Below are 19,701 nucleotides of genomic sequence, written 5' to 3'. Positions count from 1 at the left end.
GGCAGCATGAGGGGCCAGGAGGGCTTGTGCTCGCTGTCCGGTGCGTGCTCGCCGTTGGAGGCGTTCGGTGAGTCCTGTTGTGACGTGGGCTTGTGTACTGATGCTGCTGCCGTGCTGATGGCGGTTGGGTGGGGATCGGACTCGGTTCGTCGGGGCGCGGTTGGCTGCGCACCTGGTGGCTGTGAGCTTGGCGGAGGGCCTTTGCGCCTGGTCATGTCAGATGCGGACCTTCGGCTTGATCTCCGCGTACTTGCGCGGGCCTATGCCGGAGACCTCGCGTAGTTGCTCGACGCTGGTGAAGCCGCCGTGGGAGTCGCGGAACTCGGCGATGCGGGCGGCGAGGACTTCTCCGACGCCTGGGAGTTGTTCGAGCTGGTCGGGGGTCGCGGTGTTCAGGTCGAGGACGGCGTCCGCCGGGCTCGCCCCGGGGACGGCAGCGGATGTTCCTGGGGCTCCTACGACGATCTGCTCGCCGTCGATCAGGCGTCTGGCGAGGTTGAGGGAGCCCGTCGCGCTGGTACGGGAGGGGCCGCCGGCGGCTGTCACTGCGTCTGCCACTCGGGTGCCTGCGGGGAGGAGATAGACGCCTGGTTTGCGGACCTTGCCGGTGACATGGACGGTCAATCTGATCGTGGCGGCGGCGGTGGGTGTCACGAGGGCGGTTGGGGTGGGGGGCGGCAGCGGTTGCGGGGTTGGCTGTGATTGCCAGACGAAGTAGACGGCGGCCGCTACCGCGACTGCTCCGATGGCGAGCAGCACGCGGAGGCCCGGCCTGCCGGGATCGAGGGTTGGGGCCCGGGAGGTCAGGGCGGCGCGGAATGCCTGGAAGGAGGGAGAGATGGGGGCGGCGGCGGTGTCGGGATGGCGCGGCGGTGGTTCGAAGGGCTGGTGGCCGCTGTCCGGCGAAGGGAAGGCGTGCTGGTCGAAGTCGTCGGTGACAGGTGGGGATCCGGCGGCTTCTGAGGTGAGGTCGTGGTCCTGGGGGCTCGTGAGTTCAGGGCCGGAGTAGAAGGGGTCGGCGTCGCGGATGGCGAGGAAGGCGTCAGGGTCGTGGGTGGGGAGGAAAGTGCCGGGGTTCGGGATGGCGGCGTAGGGAGTGCTGTCAAGAGTGGCGGTGCCGTCGCGGGAACGGCGGAAGGGGGGAGATGGGTCGGTGGGGTGGAGGGGTGCACTGTCCTGGTGGCGGTGAGTGCCGGGTATGCGGTTCTTGGCGAGCTCCTGGCCTCGGGTGGTGAGGGTTGTGAGCTTGTGCGGGGCGTGGCTGGGCGTGCGACGGTAGGGCAAGAGACGGCGGGGGCGGCGTGGAGGGTTGATGAGCGACCGTAGCCGGGATTCGGCTATGGCCCGCTCTGTGGTCGGATCGGGAGTTCGCACGGCAGAGACAGTAGGGCGGTTGCGGACGAGGCGAAGGGCCGAACGGGGTTCTGGGGATAGCGGTGACGATGGGCGTAGAGCCTGTGGATAGCGGCGCTGCACAGGCGGTTACGAGGGCTGACGGGGTCCGAACGATCCAGAGGGGTGTAGAGGTACCGAGGACGCAGTGCGATTGGGACGGAGGCTCAGAGGGCGCGAGGGCGCAGGAGAGGTGGCAGCTCAGGCTCGACTAGATGATTGATGCCAAGGGGTCTGGCTACGGTTAGTGGTCGTAGGCGATCAGAGACCGCTTGATCGGCTGGCCGGTCTTGTCGTTGTGCCAGATCACGCTGGTCAGCGCGAGGATGCGGGTCAGTACGCGGATGATGACGCCAGCGTGGGTGCGGCCGCCGTGGCGTTCCAGGTCCAGCTGGCTCTTAAGGGTCTGGTTGATCGACTCGATGGTCTGGCGCAGTGGCTTGAACAGTGCTGCGCCGGGCCGCTCGGGTTCGCTCTGACGGGCCGGGCGCAGCAGCTGCAGCTCACGCTCGGTGAGCTCGGCTTCGAAGACGCGGCCGTAGTAATGCCGATCAGCGATGATCGTCTGTTCCGGATGAGCGGCCAGGACGTCGGGTGCGGCCTGCAGCATGCCGAGCAGTACCTCGCGCTCATCGGCCTTGGCGCCGCTGAGGGCGTACAGCACCGGCAGTCCGCCCAGCGTGCACAGCAGGTGCAGCCGAAGCCCCCAGAAGTAGCGGGAGTGGGAGGCACAGTAGCCGTACTCCGCCCACCCTGCCAGCGCCGAACGCCGCGCCGTCTCCCGTGAGCGGCCGCATTCGATCGGCGTGGAGTCGGCTACCCAGACGTCGTCACTCCACAGCGAGGTGTCGGCGGCCAGTATCCGGATCATGTGCCTGACCAGGCCGCAGGCGTTGCGCAGCCGCCGGTTGTAGCCCGGCTGGCCAGACAGATGCGGGAACATCGCGCCCAACTCGGTGCGAGCGTGCCGCAGCCAGCGGCGCTCGGAGGTGAAGCCCAGCAGCGCCGACAGCACCGCCAGGGTCACCAGCTCGGCGTCGCTGAGCGTCGGCGCGATGCCGACCTTAGGCCGCCACGGAGCCAGCTGTGGCTGGGCCTTCAACACATCATCGATCTGCACGTACAGTGCGGTTGCGAGGGTGTCTAACTCTTTCGTCACACATCGAGCTTGGGCACCCTCGCCCTATCTCCGCAGCTACGCCTTGGCATCAATCATCTAGGGCTAAGGAGGGGTGACGGCTCAGGAGGGGTGACGGCTCAGGAGGGGTGACGGCTCAGGAGGGGTGACGGCTCAGGAGGGGTGACGGCTCAGGAGGGGTGACGGCTCAGGAGGCGCGCTCGGGCCTAAGAAGTGCGGCCGCTCAGGAAGCGCCAGGGCCCCAGGCGGTGCGCCGGTTCAAAGGCGCCAAGGCCCAGGAAGTGGGGCCGCTCACGAGGCGCTAGGGCCCAGGAAGTGTGGGGGCTCAAGAGGAGGCGCCAGGGCCCAGGAAGTGTGGCGGCTCAAGAGGTGTGGGGGGTGATGGTGAGGCCGAGCATGCCAGGGCCCACGTGTACGCCGATGACCGGACCGACCTCGACCACCTGAAGGTCGGCGAGGGCGGGGAGGCGTTTACGGAGGCGTTCCGCCAGGGCTTCGGCTCGGGGGCGGGCGGCCAGGTGCTGGACTGCCAGTTCCACGGGACCGTCGCCGGCCGCTTGCACCGCCAGATCCTCCAGGCGGGCGATGGCGCGCGTGGCGGTGCGGACCTTCTCCAGAAGGGAGATCTGGCCGTCCACGATGTGGAGCAGAGGCTTGATCATGAGGGCCGAGCCGAGGAGGCGGGCGGCGGCGCCGATGCGGCCGCTGCGGCGCAGGTTGTCCAGGGTGTCGACGTAGAAGTACGTCCGCGTGGACGTGGCGCAGCGGCGGGCGGCCGATGTCACCGTCTCCAATGACGCGCCTGCGGCGGCGGCGCGGGCGGCGGCCAGGACCGGGTAGCCGAGGCCCATCCCTATGGACCGGCTGTCGATCACCTCGACCGGGATGGCCGCGTCGCGGGCAGCCGCTCGTGCGGAGTCCACGGTGCCCGACATTTCGGCTGATAAGTGGATTGAGGCGATTGCAGTGACGCCTGACTCCGCGAGCGCCGCATAGCAGGCGGCGAAGCGGGCGGGCGAGGGACGGGAGGTGGAGGCCGAGCCCGAACCAGAGCCGGAGCCCAGAGCTGTGGGGGCGAAGGAGGCCGGAGGGGCCTGGTTCGGGTGGGGGGTGGGGTCCTCGTGGGGGGTGGGGTCGTCGTGGGGGGTGGGGTCGTCGTGGGGGGTGGGGTCGTCGTGGGGGGTGCCGCTGACGATCATGGTGATCGGGACCACCGTAACCCCGTCCACCTCATCAACCAGGCAGGCAGTCGAGTCGGTCACGACGGCGATTCGGGGCAAAGACGGCATACCCCGAGACTAACTACTGAACGGGCGTCCCACCCCGCCACACCCGGCGCGGCTTGAGGCCGAAGGACCAGGCGAAGGCGCCCTCGTGGTCGGCGTCCCACTGGACGATGTCGGCGAGACGGCCGGGCGCGAGGACGCCGCGGTCGGGCGCCCCGAGCACGGTCGCGCCGCCCAGCGTGGCGGCCCGCAGCGCGTCGTTGACGCTCATCCCGAACGCCGACACCGCCATCGCGATGACCAGCGACATCGAGGTGATGCCGCAGTAGCCGGGGTTGTGGTCGCTGCCGAGCGCGATCTGCACGCCGTGCTTGATCATCTGGCGGACCGGCGGGAGGTGGCCGCGCTGGAGGGCGGTGGCCGGGCAGACCACGGCGGGCACGCCGTAGCGGGACATGATGGCGATGTCCTCGTCGGACATGTGGTGCAACCCGTCGGCGGAGGCGCAGCCGAGCTCGGCGGCGAGCTGGACGGCGCCGCGGCGGGCGAAGAGGCCGGCGTGGATGCGCGGCAGCAGGCCGACGTTGCGGCCGGAGGCGAGGACCCAGCGGGATTCCTCGGTGGTGAAGTGGCCCTCGTCGCAGTAGACGTCGACGCTGTCGGCGCCGGCCGCGGCCGCGTCGGCGCACCAGGCGCCCACGGCCTCGACGTATTCGCGCTGACGGCCGAAGTATTCCGGAGGCACGACGTGCGCCGCGAGGAACGTGACGTGCACGCGCGGCATCATCGGCTCCTTCTCCAGCTCACGCAGGAGCCGCACGTCGGCGAGCTCGCCGTCGCGCGTGAGGTGGTAGCCGGTCTTGGCCTCGACGGTGGTGGTGCCGCTGAGCAGCCAGCTGCGCAGCCGCTCGCGTACGCCGTTGCACAGGGTCCACGGGTCGGTGCCGCGGGTCACGGTGACGGTCGAGCCGACGCCGCCGCCCGCCGCGGTGATCGAGGCGGCGCTGGAGCCGCCGGTGCGGATGGCCAGCTCGGCGTAGCGGTTGCCGGCGTAGACGGGGTGCGTGTGGGCGTCGATGAGGCCGGGCGTGACCAGCGCGCCGCCGAGGTTCTCCACGTGGTCGACGTCGACGATGTCGTCGACGACCCCGGGCACGCTCTGCGGCAGGTCGGGCGCCCGCCCGACCCACGCGATGCGGTCGTTGTGCACGAGGATGGCCGCGTTGCTGAGGACCTCGTTGCCGGTCCAGAGGCGGCCGATGTTGGTCAGGAGCCGAACGGTCACCGCATCACCGCCCTGCGCGAGCCCCCGCGCGAGCGCATGGCCCAGCGCACGGCCTGTGCCGCGCCCACTGAGTCCGCTCCGGGTCCGGACGACATGGGGGGTCTCCTGCTCTCATCCGCGTCTGTTGTGCGGTGACCGTATCGCCAGAGTCATGATCCGGCGATTTCAGTTCAGTTACGTTATTTCACATATCGGGCCGGTGTACAGGGTTATTCGGAAGAAAGACCAGTCATCCCCACCGTCACCCAGCCCCACCTCGTTCACGCGGCCCCCGCTGATGACTTTGACACCTTCAGTCATCATCCGAAACCCGGAAGCCGAACCTCAGCCAAGACAGCCAGACCTACGTCAGGTCTGGCCAATCGTAGCAATACCAGGGCTTCAGGGACCACTGCCGCTTTTGGGCAAGTCTGCACGCTTTGCGGCAAGACCTCCCCAGCCATGCCGTGACGTGCCCGACAATCGGACCGCCCCACCGTACCGCAGTACGGCGGGGCGCCCCGGGTGAATCGTGAAAGTGCTTCTACGAAACGCGCTCCACCGGCTTGCCCACCCGCTCCAGCTCCTGGAACAGGCTGGGCAGCACACGGGCGTGCAGGACCGTGCCGTCCTCGACGTGGTCCACGGAGAGCACCTCGCCCTCCTTGTGGGCCCGCGAGACCAGGTCGCCCCGCTCGTACGGCACCAGCAGGTGCACCTCGTGGTCGAGCCGCGGCAGCTCCCGCTCGATGAGCTCCATGAGCTCGGGGATGCCCTTGCCGGTGCGCGCCGAGACCACGATGCTGCGCCGCTCGCGCCGCGTGATGCGGTCGAGGACCTCCTGGTCGGCCGCGTCGGCCTTGTTGACCACGACGATCTCGGGGATGCCCGAGACGCCGTCGAGGTCGGCCAGCACCTCGCGCACGGCGGCGAGCTGGCCTTCGGGGTCGGGGTGCGAGCCGTCGACCACGTGCAGGATCAGGTCGGCGTCGGCGACCTCCTCCAGCGTGGAGCGGAACGCCTCGACGAGCTGGTGCGGCAGGTGGCGGACGAAGCCGACGGTGTCGGCGATCGTGAACAGCCTGCCTTCGGGCGTGCGCGCGCGGCGCACGGTCGGGTCGAGGGTGGCGAACAGCGCGTCCTCCACCAGCACGCCCGCGCCGGTGACGCGGTTGAGCAGCGAGGACTTGCCGGCGTTGGTGTAGCCGGCGATGGCCACGGCCGGGACCTCGCGCTGCTGGCGCGCTTGACGCTTGGTGTCGCGCGCGGTGGACATGCCGCCGATCTGCCGGCGGAGCTTGGCCATCCGCTCGCGGATGCGGCGGCGGTCCAGCTCGATCTTGGTCTCACCGGGGCCGCGGCCGCCGATGCCGACGCCGCCCGCCGCCCGTCCGCCGACCTGGCGGGACAGGTTGCCACCCCAGCCGCGCAGCCGCGGCAGCAGGTATTGGAGCTGCGCCAGCTCGACCTGGGCCTTGCCCTCGCGGCTCTTGGCGTGCTGGGCGAAGATGTCGAGGATCAGCGCCGTGCGGTCGATGACCTTGACCTTGACGGTGTCTTCGAGCTGGCGGAGCTGGCCGGGGGTCAGCTCACCGTCGCAGATCACGGTGTCGGCGCCGGTCGACTCCACGATGTCGCGCAGCTCCAGGGCCTTGCCCGAGCCGATGTAGGTCGCGGGGTCGGGCTTCTGGCGCCGCTGGATGAGGCCGTCGAGCACCTGGGAGCCGGCCGTCTCCGCGAGAAGCTTGAGCTCCAGCAAGGAGTTGTCTGCGTCCTCGGCGGTGCCGGAGGTCCAGACGCCGACGAGAACGACCCGTTCAAGCCGCAGCTGCCGGTACTCGACCTCGGAGACGTCCTGGAGCTCGGTGGAGAGGCCCGCCACGCGCCGCAGCGCCTGACGCTCCTCAAGGTCGAATTCCCCGGTGTCGAAGCCTGTGGTCTCGAACTCGTCGAGTGCGGTGTTTTTGTGCATTCGTGTCATCTCTATGAGGGAAACGTCTGGACACCTCGATGTCTTCCCCGATGGTGGCACGACATCCCCCGCGTAAGCACCTGGTTATCGCGCTGACACGCTGATGTTGCCCGACCCGGTGCTGACGGAGATCTTGTTCGGGGAGGAGCGGTCCTTCTTCACCGAGATCTCCACGTCGCCCGAGCCCACGTCGGTCGACACGTCGTAGGCGCCGTCGGGGACGAACAGGGAGACGTCCCCCGAACCGGCCTTGAGCCGGGCGCTGGTGGGGGCGGTGGCGTACTTGAGCTCGACGTTGCCGGAGCCGGAGTCGGCCACGACGTTCTTGCCGCTCAGGTCGGCGGCGTCCACGTCGCCGGAGGCCACGTGCACCCGTACGTCCCCGCTGAGGGCGCGCAGCGTGATGTCACCCGAACCGGTCTCCAGGTCGACGGCGAGCCCCTTGGGGACCTCGATCCTGTAGTCGACGCCGCAGGTGCCCAGGCTGGACGGGCAGGAGTAGAAGAGGGCCAGCGTGCCGCCCTCGACCTTGTGCTCGGGCGTGGGCCTGGAGTCGCCGCTCCAGCGCAGGGTCTCGGTGACGCGGACGGCCGTGCCGCCGGTCTCGGTGATCACGGCATCGCCGGAGGCGCCGTCGAGCCGCAGCTCGGTCACCCGGTCGGTCACCTCGTAGGACTTGGTGTCCTTGTTGGTGGGGCCGGCGATGGCGTCCAGTCCGCAGCCCGTCAGCAGCGCGGCCCCGGCCAGCAGGCCACCCGCGATCGCGATCGTTCTCATGGATCGATCTTCCCCCCGGCGAGCCGCCCGCGCCCATCGGGGATGTCCCCTAAGACGCCCCGGGGGACCCCCGGTCTTTGACCCGGAAGGCCGGGCAGAGTAGCGTCACTTCCACAATCCAGAATCTAATTTCCACAGAGCGGAAAAGAGGCCCGTATGGAGATCACCGGCCCGAGGCTCGACCGGTTCGACGAGATCCTCACCCCGCAGGCGCTCGACTTCGTGGCGGCGCTCCACCGGGAGTTCGACTCCAGGCGGCTGGAGCTGCTGGAGGCCCGGCAGGCGCGGCAGGCGGAGCTGTCGGCGGGCGGCACCCTCGACTTCCTGCCGGAGACGAAGGAGATCAGGGAGGGCGACTGGCAGGTCGCGTCCCCGGCGCCCGGCCTGGAGGACCGGCGCGTCGAGATCACCGGACCGGTCGACAAGAAGATGACCATCAACGCGCTCAACTCCGGCGCGAAGGTGTGGCTGGCCGACTTCGAGGACGCCAACTCGCCGCTCTGGGAGAACTGCGTGGCCGGCCAGCTCAACCTGCGCGACGCGCTCGACCGCGCGATCGACTTCGAGACCGGCGGCAAGTCCTACGCGCTGCGCCCCGACGACGAGCTGGCCACGATCGTGGTCCGGCCGCGCGGCTGGCACCTGGACGAGAAGCACGCGAACGTCGACGGGCGGCCGGTGTCGGCCTCGCTGTTCGACTTCGGCCTCTACTTCTTCCACTGCGCGCAGCGGCAGCTCGACAAGGGCAAGGGCCCGTACTTCTATCTGCCGAAGATGGAGTCGCACCTGGAGGCGCGGCTCTGGAACGACGTCTTCACCCGCGCGCAGGAGCTGCTCGGCATCCCGCACGGCACCATCAGGGCCACCGTGCTCATCGAGACCTACCCGGCCGCGTTCGAGATGGAGGAGATCCTGTACGAGCTGCGCGAGCACTCGGCGGGGCTCAACGCGGGCCGCTGGGACTACCTGTTCAGCGTGATCAAGAAGTTCCGCACCCGTGGGCGGGAGTTCCTGCTGCCGGAGCGGAACGCGGTGACGATGACGGCGCCGTTCATGCGCGCGTACACCGAGCTGCTGGTGCGCACCTGCCACAAGCGCGGCGCGCACGCGATCGGCGGGATGGCGGCGTTCATCCCCTCGCGCCGCGACCCCGAGGTCAACGCGGTGGCGCTGGAGAAGGTGCGGGCCGACAAGACGCGCGAGTCGGGCGACGGGTTCGACGGCTCGTGGGTGGCGCACCCGGACCTGGTGCCGATCTGCAGGGAGGTCTTCGACGGGGTGCTCGGCGAGCGGCCCAACCAGCTCGACCGGCTGCGCGAGGACGTCGCCGTCTCGGCCGCCGACCTGCTGTCGGTCTCCGAGACGCCGGGCGACATCACCGAGGCCGGGCTGCGCAGCAACGTGGACGTGGCGCTGCGCTACCTGGCCGCGTGGATGGGCGGCTCCGGCGCGGTGGCCATCCACAACCTCATGGAGGACGCCGCCACGGCCGAGATCTCGCGCTCGCAGATCTGGCAGTGGATCCACAACGACATCACGCTGGCCGACACGGGCGAGCGGGTGACGAAGGAGCTGGTCGAGCGGATCATCGCGGAGGAGCTGGAGCAGGCGGCCAAGGAGCCGGGGTACGACGAGAAGCTGTTCGGCCAGGCCACGGCGCTGTTCAAGGAAGTGGCGCTCGACGACGACTTCGCCGAGTTCCTGACCCTCCCCGCCTACGCCCGGATGCCGTAGAAAAGGCGTGATGGAGACACTGACGACGGCGTTGCTCTCGGTGCTGCCCCGCGATTCGGTCATCACCGATCCGGTGCGCCTGCGCACCTACGAGTGCGACGGCCTCACCTACCACCGGGCGACCCCGGGCGTGGTCGTGCTGCCGGCCACGGCCGAGCAGGTCGCCCGGGTGGTACGCCTCTGCAACGACTTCGGCGTGCCCTTCGTGGCCAGGGGCGCGGGCACCGGTCTGTCCGGCGGCGCGCTCCCCCGCGAGGACGGCGTGCTCATCGTGACCTCGAAGATGCGCGCCGTCCTGGAGATCGACCTGCCGGGCCGGCGGGCCGTGGTGGAGCCGGGCGTGACGAACCTCGCCATCACCGAGGCCGTGCGCGAGCAGGGCTACTACTACGCGCCCGACCCCTCCAGCCAGCAGGTCTGCTCGATCGGCGGCAACGTGGCGGAGAACTCGGGCGGCGCCCACTGCCTCAAGTACGGCTTCACCGTCAACCACGTCGAGGCGTGCGAGATCGTCACCCCTGACGGCGACCTGGTCACACTGGACCGGATGGACCCCGGCTACGACCTGCTGGGCGCGTTCATCGGCTCGGAGGGCACGCTCGGCATCGCCACCAAGATCACGGTACGGCTCAGCCGGGCGCCGGAGGCCGTCACCACGGTGCTGGCCGCGTACGAGAGCATCGAGCAGGGCGGCCAGGCGGTCTCGGAGATCATCGGGGCGGGCATCGTGCCGGCCGCGATCGAGATGATGGACGCGCTCGCCATCGAGGCGGCCGAGGCCGCCGTGGCCTGCTCCTACCCCGAGGGCGCCGGGGCGGTGCTGATCGTGGAGCTGGACGGGCCGGCGGCGGAGGTGGAGCGGCAGTTCGCGCGGCTCAGGGAGATCTGCGCGGGCGCGTTCGAGCTGCGCGTGGCGGCGGACGCGGCCGAGCGGGCGGCGATCTGGAAGGGCCGCAAGTCGGCGTTCGCGGCGGTGGGCCGCATCAGCCCGGCCTACATCGTCCAGGACGGCGTGGTGCCGCGCACGGCGCTGCCCGGTGTGCTGGCCGCCATCGACCGGATCTCGGCCGAGCACGGCATCAGAGTGGCGAACGTCTTCCACGCGGGCGACGGCAACCTGCATCCGCTGGTGCTGTTCGACGACGCCGAGCCGGGCGCGGGCGAGCGGGCCGAGGTGGTGTCGGGCGCGATCCTCGACCTGTGCGTCGAGCACGGCGGCTCGATCACCGGGGAGCACGGCGTCGGCGTGGACAAGGCGCGCTACATGCCGCGGATGTTCAGCGCGACCGATCTCGACACCATGCAGCTCGTCCGGTGCGCGTTCGACCCGGAGGGCCTGGCCAATCCGGGCAAGGTGTTCCCCACGCCGCGCCTGTGCGGCGAGGTGCCGGGCGTGCGCAAGGGCGTTCATCCGCTGGTCGAGTCGGGGAAGGCGGAGCAGTTTTGATCGAGGGTGTGACGGTCGGGCAGGCGGGCCCCGAGGACGCCGTCGGCGGCGTGCTCCCCCGGTGGGTCGCGCTGCCCGAGAGCGTCGAGGAGGTCGCGGCGGTGCTGCGGGCCTGCGCCGAGCGGGACCTCGCGGTGGTGCCCGCGGGCGGCGGCACGAAGCTGCACTGGGGGGCGCCACCGGAGCGCTGCGACGTGCGGCTCGACCTGAGCCGTCTCGACAAGATCCTGGAGCACGCGGCGGGCGACCTGGTGGTCCGCGCGCAGGCGGGGGTGAGGATGGGCGCCCTGGCCGCCGCGCTCGCGGACGAGGGCCAGGAGCTGGCGGTCGACGCGCCCGAGGACGCGACGGTGGGCGGGACGCTGGCCACCGGGGCCGCCGGCCCGCGCGCCTTCCGCTACGGCACCCCGCGCGACCTGCTCATCGGCGTCACGGTGGTGCTGGCGGACGGCACGGTCGCCCGCTCGGGCGGCAAGGTCGTCAAGAACGTCGCGGGCTACGACCTCGGCAAGCTCTTCACCGGCTCCTACGGCACGCTCGGCGTCATCGCCGAGGCCACGTTCCGGCTGCACCCGCTGCCCGCCGCGCGGCGCTGGGTGCGCGCCGAGGTCGGGGCGGCGGACCTGCCGGGGATCGCGGCGGCGCTGGCCGCCTCGCAGGCCGAGCCGAGCGCCGCCGAGGTGGACCGGGCGGAGCCGGGCGCGCGCCCGGTGCTCGCGGTGCTGGCCGAGGGCGCGGCGGCGGAGAGCCGGGCGGCGGCGCTGCGCGAGCTGGTGGGCGGCGGCGAGATCTCCGACGCGCCGCCCCCGTGGTGGGGGCTGGTCTCCCGGGACGAGACGCTGGTCGAGGCGCGGTTCCCCGCCACGGGCCTGGCGGCCGTGCTGGAGGCGGCCGAGCGGGCCGGGCTGGCGCTGCGCGGGTCGGTGCTGTCCGGGCGGGTGCTGCTGGCGCCGGCCGCACCTGTGGAAGCCGAGGTCCTGGCCGGGTTGCGGCGACGGGTGGAGTCCGCGGGCGGGCGGGTGAACGTGCTGGCCGCGCCGCACGCCGGGCTCGACCGGTGGGGGCAGGTGAGCGCGCTGCCGCTGATGCGGCGCGTCAAGGAACGGTTCGATCCCGGGCGCAGGATGTCTCCCGGCCGGTTCGTGGGAGGCATCTGAGCATGGACCCCAAACTGATCAACGACTGCGTGCACTGCGGGTTCTGCCTGCCGACGTGCCCGACGTACGTGCTGTGGGGCGAGGAGATGGACTCGCCGCGCGGGCGCATCCACCTGATGAAGCAGCACGTCGAGGGCACGCCGGTGACGCCGGAGATGGCCGGGCACTTCGACGCCTGCCTCGGCTGCATGGCCTGCGTGACCGCCTGCCCGTCGGGCGTGCGCTACGACCGGCTGATCGAGCTGACCCGGGTGGAGGTGGAGCGGCGGCACGAGCGCGACCCCCAGGAGCGGGCGGTGCGCGGCATCGTGTTCAGCCTCTTCCCCTATCCGCGCCGGCTGCGGCTGACGCGGCCGCTGACGCCGCTCGCCCGGCGCATGGCCGGCTACGTCGGCAGGGCCAACCCGAGCCTCGGCGCGATGGCCGCGCTCGCGCCCCGCGTCGAGCGGCGCGAGCGGCTGCCGCGCGTGGTGCGGGCCAGGGGCGAGCGCCGGGCCGTGGTCGGCATGCTGCTCGGCTGCGTGCAGCGCGAGTTCTTCCCGCAGGTCAACGCGGCCACGGCGCGGGTGCTGTCGATGGAGGGCTGCGACGTGGTGATCCCGCCCCGGCAGGGCTGCTGCGGCGCGCTCAGCGTGCACGCCGGGCGCGAGGAGCAGGCCAGACGGCTGGCCCGGCGCACGGTCCGGGCCTTCGAGCGGGCCGGGGTGAGCACGGTCGTGGTCAACTCGGCGGGCTGCGGCTCCTCGATGAAGGAGTACGGCGAGCTGCTGGGCGAGGAGCCCCGGTTCGAGGTGCGCGACCTGTCGGAGTTCCTGGCCGAGCTGGGGCCGGTCGCCGAGCGGCATCCGCTGCCGCTCACCGTCGCCTACCACGACGCCTGCCACCTGGCCCACGCCCAGGGCGTACGGTCGCAGCCACGCGAGCTGCTGGCCGGCATCCCCGGGCTGGAGGTGCGCGAGATCCCCGAGTCGGCCATCTGCTGCGGCTCGGCCGGCACGTACAACATCTTCCGCCCCGAGGCCGCCCGCGAGCTCGGCGACCGCAAGGCGAAGGCGGTCGGCTCGACCGGCGCGGAGCTGCTGGTGTCGGCCAACCCGGGGTGCACGATGCAGATCGCGGCCGCGATGCGGCGGGCGGGCGACGACATCCGGGTGGCGCACACGGCCGAGGTCCTCGACGCCTCCCTGCGCGGGGTGAGCCTGTGAGCGTCCAGTCGGTGGAGCGGGCGCTCGACGTGCTGGAGGCGCTGGCCGAGCACGGGGGCGAGGCGGGGCTGTCGGAGATCGCGGCGCACACGGGGCTGCCATACGGCACGATCCACCGGCTGCTGCAGACCCTGCTCGCCCGCGGCTACGTACGCCAGGAGGCCGACCGGCGCTACGCGCTCGGGGGCGGGCTGGTGCGGCTCGGCGGGGTCGCGGAGGGCATGGTCGGGGTGCGGGCGCAGCCGTACCTGGAGAAGATGGTGGAGCTGTCCGGCGAGACGGCGAACCTGGCCGTGCTCGAAGGCGACTTCATCGTCTACGTGGCGCAGGCGTCCTCGCCGCGCCGGCTGCGGATGTTCGCCGAGGTGGGGCGGCGGGTGCTGCCGCACAGCACGGCGGTGGGCAAGGTGCTGCTGGCGGGGCGGCCCCCGCGGGAGGCGGTCGCGGTGTTCGAGCGCACCGGCATGCCCCGCCGCACCCCCAACACCATCACCGAGATCGACGCCATGCTCGCCGAGCTGGCGGCGGTGCACGAGCGCGGCTACGCCATGGACCTCGGCGAGGAGGAGCTGGGCGTGCACTGCATGGCGGTGCCGGTACGCGACGGCGAGCGGGTGGTGGCGGCCATGTCGGTCTCGGGGCCGGCCGAGCGGATCGACGCGCTGGACCGGACGGAGCTGGCCGAGGGGCTGGGGAAGATCGCTCTCGACTTCGGCAGGGAGTTCGGCCCGCACTCCTAGTAACCTGTTGCGCCATGAGCAACAGCACGACGGTCCAGTCGGTCGACCGGGCCATCGCGATCCTGGAGATCCTCGCCCGCGAGGGCGCCACCCGGGTGACCGACCTCGCGGCGGAGCTCGACGTGCACAAGTCCACCGCGTTCCGGCTGCTCGCGGCGCTGGAGCAGGGCGGGCTGGTGGAGCAGAGCGGCGACCGGGGCCGTTACCGGCTCGGGTTCGGGGTGATCAGGCTGGCCGGCGCGGCCAGCGCCCAGCTCGACCTGGCCCGCGAGAGCCGGCCCGTGTGCCTGCGCCTGGCCGCGGCGGTCGGCGAGACCGTCAACGTCGCGGTGGCGCAGGACGGGGCCACGGTCAACATCAGCCAGGTGCGCGGCCCGGCCGCGATCAGCGGCCACAACTGGGTGGGCCAGCGCACCCCCTCCCACGCCACCTCCAGCGGCAAGGTGCTGCTCGCCTTCGGCGCGCTGCGGCTGCCCGGCGGCGAGCTGGAGCGCTACACCCCGCGTACGATCACCGCGCCGGACGCGCTCGGGCTGGCCGAGATCAGGGAGCGCGGCTGGGCGGTCACCGTGGAGGAGCTGGAGGTCGGGCTCAACGCCGTGGCCGCGCCGGTGCGCGGCGGTGACGGGACCGTGGTGGCCGCGGTCAGCGCGTCCGGGCCGTCCTACCGGCTGACGCCGGAGCGGCTGCCCGAGGTGGGCGAGCTGCTGGCCCGGGGCGCTCAGGAGATAAGCGAGCGCATCGGCTATTACGGTTGAGTCATGTGCAGGAGCATCAAGACCCTCCGTCCTCCTTACGTCGAGAGCGTCAGCGAGGACGACGTGCGCGCCGCGGCGCTGCAGTACGTCAGGAAGATCTCCGGATTCCGCGCGCCGGCCGCGCACAACGCCGAGGCGTTCGACCGTGCGGTCGAGGCCGTCACCAGGGCGTCCGAGGAGCTGCTCGGCGCGCTCGAGGTACGCGGGAGCCGTTGACGCGGCTCCCGCGCGGACGTCAGCAGGGCGTCTCGACGAAGACCGGGATGCCGCGGGTGCCCCACATGGAGCGGTTGCCGGCGCAGTCCTCGTAGAGCTCTCCGACGACGGTCGTGTACGTGCCGTCGGAGTAGAACGTGGTCACGCAGTAGTGGTCGATCCTGCATGCGCGGGCCTGGGCCGGTGACGCGGTGGCGGCCGTGACGGCGGCGGCGGCGAGCAGAGTGGCGAGCAGAGTGGCGAGGACGCGGCGGATCATCGGCGGTCCCTTCCGTCGTTGAGGGGGGTCGCTCCGATGATCGCCCCGCGACGGCCGGTTGAAAAGGTCAGCCGTGGAGCAGGACCGGCCGGCCCGCCGAACAGCCGATCGTCAGCTCGATCTCCTCGCCCTCGCGCGGCTCGAACTCGACCTTCGCCTCGGCGGCCGGCCCCGGCTCGACGCCGTCGACCGAGTAGTCCTGGGCAGGGCTCCACGAGCGCAGCGTCACCAGGCCGCCGTCGCAGGAGGCGATGACCGTGCCGCCCGCGCTGCGGATGAGCCTGCCCTGCTGGGTGCTTTCCGGCGCGGCGGCCGGCGTGGCGGCGGCGCGTACGGTGGCGGTGGCGAGCGCGGCGGCCGCGTCCTCCTCGGACAGGACGTGCCCCGAGGCGCCGGTGACCCCGGTGCCGACGAGCCCGAGCACGGCCAGGGAGGTCCCGGTCGCGACGACGGCGGTGGCGGCCCATGCCAGCAGGTATCTCTTCATCCCCGCCAGCTTCCCCCACGTCGGGCTAAGACCGGGTTAAAGGGAGGCTAAGGCGTCCCAAGACAGGGTCAGTGAGCGGCTACGTTCGTGCTATGGCCGACATTCTGCTCATCGAGGACGACGTGGCGATCCGCACGGCGCTCAGCCGGGGGCTGCGGGAGCTGGGGCACGCGGTGTCCTCCTCGCCGACCGCCCTCGACGGGCTCAAACTGGCCGTGCAGGACCGGCCCGACCTCATCGTGCTCGACCTGGGGCTGCCCGACCTGGACGGGGTGGAGCTGCTGCGGATGCTCCGGGCGGTCAGCCGGGTGCCGGTCATCGTGGCGACCGCCCGCGACGGGGACGCCGAGATGGTGCCCGTGCTGGACGCGGGGGCCGACGACTACGTGGTCAAGCCGTACAGCGCGGCGCAGCTCGACGCCCGGGTACGTGCGGTGCTGCGGCGGGCGGGCGGGTCGGCGCCCGAGCCGCTGGCGGTTGGGGAGCTGCGGGTGGATCCGCGGGCGCGTACCGCGACGCTGGACGGCACGCAGCTCGACCTGACGCCGCGCGAGTTCGACGTGCTGCACTACCTGGCGGCGCGGCCCGGCGAGGTGGTGACCAAGCGGGAGCTGCTGACCGAGGTGTGGCAGCTCCCGTACGGGGGCGCCGACAAGACCGTGGACGTGCACCTGTCCTGGCTGCGCAGGAAGCTCGGCGAGACCGCGGCCGAGCCCCGCTACCTGCACACCGTGCGCGGGGTCGGCGTCAAGCTGGTCGAGCCGGCATGAGGCGCTGGCTGGCGCTGCTGGTGGCGGCCACCACGTCGCTGGTGCTGATCGCGCTGCTGGTGCCGATGGCGGTGCTCATCAGGTCCGTGGCCGAGAACGGCGCCATGGACCGGGCGCTCACCACGGCCGGGTCCGTGGCGGTCGCCGTCGGCACGCCGGACCTGCCGCTCGCGGTGGAGCAGGTGGCGCGGCCGGTGACGGTGTTCCTGCCGGACGGCACCACCCTCGGCGCGCGGGCCGAGCGCTCGGCCGCGGTGCGGCTGGCCGCCACCGGGCGCAGCGTGACCGCCGAGGCCGACGACGGCAGGGAGGTGCTGGTCTCCGCCCAGTCGCCCGAGGGCACGGCGGTGATCAGGGTGTTCGTGCCGGAGTCCGAGCTCATGCGGGGCGTGCGCGAGGCGTGGGCCGCGCTGCTCGCGCTGGGGCTGGGGCTGGTGGTGCTCGGGATCGTGCTGGCCGACCGGCTGGCGCAGGCCGTGACCCGGCCGGTGGACGGCCTCGCCCGCGTCTCGCACCGGCTGGCCGGCGGTGACCTCGCCGCGCGGGCCGAGCCGGGCGGGCCGCCCGAGGTGCGCTCGGTGGCGCTGGCGCTCAACCACCTGGCAGGGCGGATCGACGAGCTGCTGGTCGCCGAGCGGGAGTCGGTCGCGGACCTGTCGCACCGGCTGCGTACGCCGCTGACCGGCCTCCGGCTCGACGTCGAGTCGCTGCGCGACCCCGAGGAGGCGGCGCGGCTCCAGGCCCGGGTGGACGCGCTGGAACGGGCGGTGAGCGCGCTCATCACCGAGGCGCGCAACCGCACGGCCGACCGGGAGTCGTGCGAGGCGGGCGCCGTGGTGCGCGAACGGGTGCGGTTCTGGTCGGTGCTGGCCGAGGACCAGGGGCGCGAGGTCGAGGTGACGCTGCCCGGCGAGCCGCTGAGCGTCGCCGTACGGGCCCAGGAGCTGGCGGCGTGCGTGGACGCGCTGCTGGGCAACGTCTTCGCGCACACGCCCGAGGGCGCCGCGCTGTCGGTACGGCTGGCCGGGCACCCGGACGGCGCGCTGCTGACCGTGGAGGACGCCGGGCCGGGGTTCGACCCCGCGCTGCTGGAGCGCGGCATCAGCGGCGGCGGCTCGACCGGGCTGGGGCTGGACATCGTCCGGCGTACGGCCGAGTCGTCCGGCGGCCGGCTGGCCGTCTCCTCGCCGTCCGGGGGCGGGGCGCGTGTTGAGGTGGTTTTAGGAGCCGCTTAGCGCGCGGTTATCGGCGTTCGCGATGTCCTTGGGTCATGCGAAACACGAAGAAGTTCATCGTCATCGGTGCCGGGGCCGTCACGCTGCTGGCGGGTGGCGGAGCCGCCGCCTACGCCGCGACCGCCGCGCCCACCGCCCCCAAGATCACCGCCGAGAAGGCCATCGAGCTGGCCCACCAGCAGGTCCAGGGCGCCTGGGTGAGCGAGGTGGACCACGACGACTCGGGCAAGTGGGAGCTGGAGCTCGTCAAGGGCGACCAGGTGCACGAGGTCGACGTGGACGCCGCCAGCGGCAAGGTGACCGCGCACGCCCCCAAGGCGGCCGACAAGGACGACGACGGCAACGGTGACGACAACGGCGGCGACCGCGACGACGACTGACCCTGCCCGGCTGAGATCCCCTTATGGAACGTCCCGCCCGCCTCCCCCGCTCACGGGGGCGGCGGGCGGTCCCGTGTCCGGAGGGGTCAGCGCGTGAGGCGGTTCAGGTAGGCATAGCAGGGGTCGCGGCGGAAGTCGTGGAAGGTCGCGCAGGGGTCGATCGGGGTCCCGGGATGCGCGGGGCGCGGCTCCTCGCGCGGGGCCTCCGGGGGAGGCTGCGGCGTGGGAGAGCCCGTACGGCGGGGGCCCGGCGGCGGGGCGGCGGGCTCGGGGCCCGGCGGCCGGGCAGGCTCGGCGCCACGCGGGCGCGGCTCTGCCGGCGGTCTGGGCTCTGCCGGCGGTCTGGGCTCTGCCGGCGGTCTGGGCTCCGTCGGCCGCCTGGGCGCCGCCGGTGGCCCCGGCTCCGCCGGCCGGAGCGCGGAAGGGGCGGGCAGCGCTCCCGGTGAAGGCCGCGCGCCCGGGACGGACCGCACTGACGCGAGGTCCGGGAAGGGCGGGGTGTCCGCCGGCGCTCCCGGGGAGGGCACGGCACGCACCCAGGGAGCCGGAACCGGCGTTCTCACCGCGAATTGGAGCGTTCCATCGTCATCCGGTGGAGATGCGATCAATGTCATACGAGTGACGCGCGGCGTGCTGTCCGATGAATGCGATCTTGCGGAAATCGGCGTTTCCCCTTGGTTTTCCGGCGTACTTCGGAGGGCCGGACCAGGTGCGCCGCTGAATGCCAGGAATATGCCGACAACCGCGGTGGCGAGGACTCCGGCCGCTCCGGCGACCGACCCGAGGCGACCCCGGCTACCAGCAGAAATGGATCTAAGGGGGGACAAGTCGTGATTCCTTTGTGATTGGTGTGCGAGCATTCCGTCGATGCGGCTAGTGTGGTCCATCACCCGCGGAAGCCGGCGAGCTTTCCCCGATACGACCGCGAGGAGCTGCACCCTCATGCAAGATCCGACCGCACCGGATCACCACGAGATCCTGACCGGACCGGGCGATTCACGCCCGGCGAAGAACAATCGCGGCGCCGCCCGCCAGAAGAAGACCAAGAAGACCGCCGCCATCGCGGCCGGAGTGCTCGTCGCGCTGATCGCGGCGGGCGGCGCGGGCTACGTGGTGGCCTCCGGCGACTCCACCCCCGGCACCCAGCAGGAGGCCGGGCCGTCACAGGGCACCGGCGGCGACGACAGCGCCCAGGACGACCTCCAGGACGACCTTCAGGACGACGCCGCCGACGACGCCACCATGGGCGACGCCCGCACCGACGCCCCCGACGACGGCCTGCCCGACGACGGCAGCATGGGCGACGCCGCCACCGACCCGGGCCGCGCGGCCGACACGGGTTCGACCGGCACGGGCACCTCCACGAGCCGCGACTCCGCCAGCGGCGCCGGCGCGAAGCAGACCGGCGACGGCAAGAAGGCCACCACCTCGCCCACCAAGGCCCCGCAGTCCTCCGAGGCCGACAGTCCGGCCGACGGGCCCGGGGGCCTGGTCTCCGGCCAGTGCGCCACCAGCGGCTGCTGAACCGCCTCCGCTGACGCCGG

Annotated in this window: 19 protein-coding genes; 11 read left to right on the top strand and 8 right to left on the bottom strand. The window is 72.2% G+C overall.

Going from position 1 to position 19,701, the window contains the following annotated elements:
* Nucleotides 1–216: 216 nt before the first annotated feature.
* The 6 genes from AC27IY_RS23230 to AC27IY_RS23205 all read right to left on the bottom strand — a co-directional run bounded on the left by AC27IY_RS23230 (nt 217) and on the right by AC27IY_RS23205 (nt 7,769).
* Nucleotides 217–1,284, bottom strand: coding sequence for a ComEA family DNA-binding protein (locus tag AC27IY_RS23230; protein WP_487179149.1), 1,068 nt, complete (start codon nt 1,282–1,284; stop codon nt 217–219).
* A gap of 352 nt (nt 1,285–1,636) precedes the next feature.
* A complete protein-coding gene (locus AC27IY_RS23225) occupies nt 1,637–2,551 on the bottom strand; it encodes an IS982 family transposase (RefSeq protein WP_487179148.1) in 915 nt (304 codons plus the stop codon).
* A gap of 341 nt (nt 2,552–2,892) precedes the next feature.
* On the bottom strand, nt 2,893–3,792 hold the full coding sequence (locus AC27IY_RS23220; RefSeq protein WP_487179147.1) for a DegV family protein: 900 nt from the start codon (nt 3,790–3,792) through the stop codon (nt 2,893–2,895).
* 40 nt (nt 3,793–3,832) lie between these two features.
* Nucleotides 3,833–5,041 carry an imidazolonepropionase gene (gene hutI / locus AC27IY_RS23215; protein ID WP_344204908.1) on the bottom strand — a complete coding sequence of 403 codons (1,209 nt, stop codon included), beginning with the start codon at nt 5,039–5,041 and terminating at the stop codon, nt 3,833–3,835.
* Nucleotides 5,042–5,564: 523 nt separating this feature from the next.
* On the bottom strand, nt 5,565–6,992 hold the full coding sequence (gene hflX, locus AC27IY_RS23210; RefSeq protein WP_344204909.1) for a GTPase HflX: 1,428 nt from the start codon (nt 6,990–6,992) through the stop codon (nt 5,565–5,567).
* A gap of 84 nt (nt 6,993–7,076) precedes the next feature.
* Complete coding sequence (locus AC27IY_RS23205; RefSeq protein WP_423445242.1) at nt 7,077–7,769, bottom strand: DUF4097 family beta strand repeat-containing protein; 693 nt, start codon at nt 7,767–7,769, stop codon at nt 7,077–7,079.
* A gap of 156 nt (nt 7,770–7,925) precedes the next feature.
* On the opposite strand from AC27IY_RS23205, the gene aceB reads away from it, so the two are divergent.
* Genes aceB through AC27IY_RS23170 form a run of 7 tightly spaced genes read left to right on the top strand, consistent with a single transcriptional unit; the run spans nt 7,926 to nt 15,026 of the window.
* Nucleotides 7,926–9,503 carry a malate synthase A gene (gene aceB, locus AC27IY_RS23200; RefSeq protein WP_487179146.1) on the top strand — a complete coding sequence of 526 codons (1,578 nt, stop codon included), beginning with the start codon at nt 7,926–7,928 and terminating at the stop codon, nt 9,501–9,503.
* 10 nt (nt 9,504–9,513) lie between these two features.
* Entirely contained in the window at nt 9,514–10,950 is a 1,437-nt protein-coding gene (locus AC27IY_RS23195; RefSeq protein WP_344204913.1) for an FAD-linked oxidase C-terminal domain-containing protein, read from the top strand.
* Nucleotides 10,947–12,107: an FAD-binding oxidoreductase gene (locus AC27IY_RS23190; RefSeq protein WP_487179145.1), complete on the top strand. Its 1,161-nt coding sequence runs from the start codon at nt 10,947–10,949 to the stop codon at nt 12,105–12,107. The genes AC27IY_RS23195 and AC27IY_RS23190 overlap by 4 nt, the downstream gene beginning before the upstream one ends.
* 2 nt (nt 12,108–12,109) lie before the next feature.
* Nucleotides 12,110–13,312: a (Fe-S)-binding protein gene (locus AC27IY_RS23185; RefSeq protein WP_487179144.1), complete on the top strand. Its 1,203-nt coding sequence runs from the start codon at nt 12,110–12,112 to the stop codon at nt 13,310–13,312.
* On the top strand, nt 13,309–14,052 hold the full coding sequence (locus AC27IY_RS23180; RefSeq protein WP_449943097.1) for an IclR family transcriptional regulator: 744 nt from the start codon (nt 13,309–13,311) through the stop codon (nt 14,050–14,052). The genes AC27IY_RS23185 and AC27IY_RS23180 overlap by 4 nt, the downstream gene beginning before the upstream one ends.
* 14 nt (nt 14,053–14,066) lie before the next feature.
* On the top strand, nt 14,067–14,810 hold the full coding sequence (locus tag AC27IY_RS23175; protein WP_344204918.1) for an IclR family transcriptional regulator: 744 nt from the start codon (nt 14,067–14,069) through the stop codon (nt 14,808–14,810).
* Nucleotides 14,811–14,813: 3 nt separating this feature from the next.
* A complete protein-coding gene (locus tag AC27IY_RS23170; RefSeq protein ID WP_344204919.1) occupies nt 14,814–15,026 on the top strand; it encodes a DUF2277 domain-containing protein in 213 nt (70 codons plus the stop codon).
* Nucleotides 15,027–15,045: 19 nt separating this feature from the next.
* Here the strand turns inward: AC27IY_RS23170 and AC27IY_RS23165 are convergent, their stop codons facing one another.
* Both AC27IY_RS23165 and AC27IY_RS23160 read right to left on the bottom strand, forming a co-directional pair.
* Nucleotides 15,046–15,285, bottom strand: coding sequence for a DUF6289 family protein (locus AC27IY_RS23165; protein ID WP_487179143.1), 240 nt, complete (start codon nt 15,283–15,285; stop codon nt 15,046–15,048).
* Between the two features lie 67 nt (nt 15,286–15,352).
* Entirely contained in the window at nt 15,353–15,772 is a 420-nt protein-coding gene (locus AC27IY_RS23160; protein ID WP_364451073.1) for a hypothetical protein, read from the bottom strand.
* Between the two features lie 92 nt (nt 15,773–15,864).
* Between AC27IY_RS23160 and AC27IY_RS23155 the strand changes: the two genes are divergently transcribed.
* The 4 genes from AC27IY_RS23155 (at nt 15,865) to AC27IY_RS23140 (ending at nt 19,681) form a co-directional block, all read left to right on the top strand.
* A complete protein-coding gene (locus tag AC27IY_RS23155) occupies nt 15,865–16,542 on the top strand; it encodes a response regulator transcription factor (RefSeq protein WP_344204923.1) in 678 nt (225 codons plus the stop codon).
* Nucleotides 16,539–17,777, top strand: coding sequence for a sensor histidine kinase (locus tag AC27IY_RS23150; RefSeq protein WP_423473611.1), 1,239 nt, complete (start codon nt 16,539–16,541; stop codon nt 17,775–17,777). The genes AC27IY_RS23155 and AC27IY_RS23150 overlap by 4 nt, the downstream gene beginning before the upstream one ends.
* A 35-nt stretch (nt 17,778–17,812) precedes the next feature.
* A complete protein-coding gene (locus AC27IY_RS23145) occupies nt 17,813–18,157 on the top strand; it encodes a PepSY domain-containing protein (RefSeq protein ID WP_487179142.1) in 345 nt (114 codons plus the stop codon).
* 942 nt (nt 18,158–19,099) lie between these two features.
* Nucleotides 19,100–19,681, top strand: a complete 582-nt coding sequence (locus AC27IY_RS23140; RefSeq protein WP_423473614.1) for a hypothetical protein — start codon at nt 19,100–19,102, stop codon at nt 19,679–19,681.
* Nucleotides 19,682–19,701: the final 20 nt, after the last annotated feature.

Source organism: Nonomuraea sp. B208, assembly GCF_057536035.1.
Note: the sequence above shows the minus strand (reverse complement) of the source record. Positions and strands in the feature narration are given on the sequence as shown.